The organism is Phenylobacterium sp., from assembly GCF_016793225.1.
In the GTDB taxonomy this organism is placed as follows: Bacteria; Pseudomonadota; Alphaproteobacteria; order Caulobacterales; family Caulobacteraceae; genus Phenylobacterium.
Genome location: NZ_JAEUMN010000112.1, coordinates 1 through 1,827, shown reverse-complemented (window position 1 = coordinate 1,827; position 1,827 = coordinate 1). Strand labels below are relative to the sequence as shown.

Annotated in this window: 2 protein-coding genes; both read right to left on the bottom strand. The window is 70.1% G+C overall.

Annotated elements, in window-relative coordinates:
• Window positions 1-1,616 (bottom strand): DUF3604 domain-containing protein (locus JNK30_RS13695; protein ID WP_293482956.1); only part of this gene is annotated, 1,616 nt, incomplete at its 3' end.
• Window positions 1,617-1,650: 34 nt separating this feature from the next.
• Window positions 1,651-1,827: DUF3604 domain-containing protein (locus tag JNK30_RS22995; RefSeq protein WP_367118751.1), on the bottom strand; the 177-nt coding region annotated here is incomplete at its 5' end.

Here is a 1,827-nt window from a genome sequence, read left to right as displayed (position 1 = left end):
GCCTGGCCGTTCTCGATCCAGCCCTTCACCACCTGGGCCCGCTGCAGGTAGCCGGCCCGGGGATCGCGCACCGCCCACACCAGGAACTGCGGGGCCTTGCCCTTGGCCGCCAGCAGGTCCCCCCCCATGGGCACGCCGCGGGCGTAGGCCTGGCGCACGGTGTCGGTGCGGCTCAGGAGATCGGCCGGGAAGTCGTAGCTGGCGAAGAACCGCACCTTGATCCGCGGACCCGAGGTGGCGAACGTCTCCTTGCGCCGCAGCGCCGCATAGATCGCGTCGCGGCTGTTCTCCTCGGCCCAGACACCCGCCAGGCCCGACGCGCCCCAGGCCTGGTAGCGGCCGCCCGCCGCGGCGGCGTCGACGCCTTCCCAGCTCTTGGCGCCGTTCGGTGGCGCCGACCCGCGCAGGTCGGGCCGGGAGTCCGGCCGGCCGGTCTTGGAGAAGTAGTTGGGCTCCTCGACGCTGCCGGGAGAGGCGTTGTGGGTGTCGGACGAGCTGATGAAGCCGAACTTGAACGGGTTCGCGCCGACCTTTTCGCGGAAGATGATCCCGTCCTGCAGCGCCCGGCGCACATAGCCGCCGGCGAACTTCGTGATCGCCCGGTTCGTGCCGATGTAGCTCTCCATGATCTCGAAGTTCGCCCACTCGTCGTTGGGCGACAGCGAGGGATGGGTCTCGGACGTGCCCTTGATCTGGCTGATCTCGACCAGCGGCTCGTTGCGCATGCGCAGGTCGGCGTAGGCCCTGTCGATGGGCTTGCCGTTCATCCGGACGGTGTCGAACATCAGCCCGTCCGAGCCGTTCGAGTTGTGCGGGATCGCCAGGGCCTCGACGCCGTTCGCACGCCAGCCGTCCATGGCCTTCCAGAGGTTCTCCGGGTCGCGCGACGCATTCGCCGAATAGGGCAGGGCGGCGACCTTCGAGCCCTTGAAGATGACGTTCCGGTGCAGGTTCCGGCCGTCGGGCGCCGAGGTGTACTCGTAGCCGATGAAGGTGGTGAACCGGCCCGGCGCGTAGTTCCGGGCGGCGGCGTCCTGCACCTCGCGCCAGGCGCGCGAGGCGATCTCGGGCGAGCTGAACTCCGGCGGCAGGGTGCCGTCCCGGAAGCCCGTGACCACCCGCTGGAACGCCTGCCCGATTTCCTTGGGATCGTTGGAGAAGAGGCCCTGGGTGATCGGCAGTTTCGACAGCGGGCTGTGCGGATCGGCCGCCTCGCGGATGGCCCCCATGAACTCGGCGTGGTCGGTGACGCCCGCGAAGTCCAGCGGCCCGCCCTGCAGGCGGATGTCGAATCCGGCGGCGTGGCCGATCGCCTCGCCCTTGGCGAAGCGGTAGGCGTCGTCTGGCGACTTGCGGACGTTGAAGATGTAGGCGTCGAACGACAGGTAGGTGTGGACGTGCAGGTCGCCGAAATAGGCGTTGCGGTCGGTGTTGTGCCCGGGCAGGCGGGTGGGCGCCGGGGCCGCCTTGGCCGCGGGCCGCGCGGCGGCGGCCGGTTTCGGGGCCGGCTTCTGTCCCTGCACGGCCTGCGCCACCACGGCTCCGCCGCCGATCAGGACGCCGACCGCCACCGCGGGCGCCGCATAGCGCAGCATGGCCAGTTTCTTCGTGGTCATCGCGGGCCCTCCCGGCCTGACGTTCGAGTTTCTCTTATGCCGCCGGCTCGTACCAGATGGGCGAGGACCAGGCGCGTTCCATGATGGTGGGTGCGAGCTTGGGGTTGGGGGGCGTGCCGTTGCGCAGGGCGTCCCAGGTGGACCAGCGGCAGGAGGGGTTCTCGAGCACGCGGACGTAGTAGAAGGCCCGCTGCCTCGGGTTGAACTCCGG